A 507-nucleotide genomic window follows, 5' to 3' on the forward strand; every position below is an offset into this window, starting at 1 on the left:
GGTCAAGGAATGCGACAGCTTGCGAACCTCCTTGCGGCACATGGCATCATCGAGGTTCTCATGATCGGCCAACGGCCGGTGCATGTCCTTCGGATTGCGCGGTGGCTTCCCGAAACGCGTATTGAAATCCGCCATGAACTCAGGCGCATAGGCGTTGGCCGCCTCGATCGTATCGATACCGCGCAGCCGCAATTCCTTCACCAGCCGATCCTGCAGCGTCTGATTGGCGCGTTCCACCCGGCCTTTCGCCTGCGGGGTGTTGGCGCAGATAATGTCGATGTTCAATTCATAAAGCGCCCGGCCGAATTGCGTCAGACCGCTCGTGCGGTCCGTCATCGAGGCATGCGTGCTGCGGAAAACCTTCGTCGCATGCAGATAGTCAAAGGTGTTCTCAGAGGCGGCAAAGCGCAGATGCAACAGCTTGCCGGTCGCATCGTCGATGTAGACGAGCAGGGCGCATTTGCGGCCACGGTCCTCGAACCACCAGTGATGCGACCCGTCGATCTG

At 59.6% G+C, this 507-nt stretch carries 1 protein-coding gene; it reads right to left on the reverse strand.

Annotated features, from left to right (window positions below; genetic code table 11):
- Positions 1-507, reverse strand: a 507-nt coding sequence (locus tag AC1DJO_RS29880; protein WP_477974137.1) for a transposase family protein, incomplete at both ends; no start/stop codon positions are given.

The sequence above is a fragment of the Rhizobium sp. 05N430 genome (assembly GCF_056396985.1).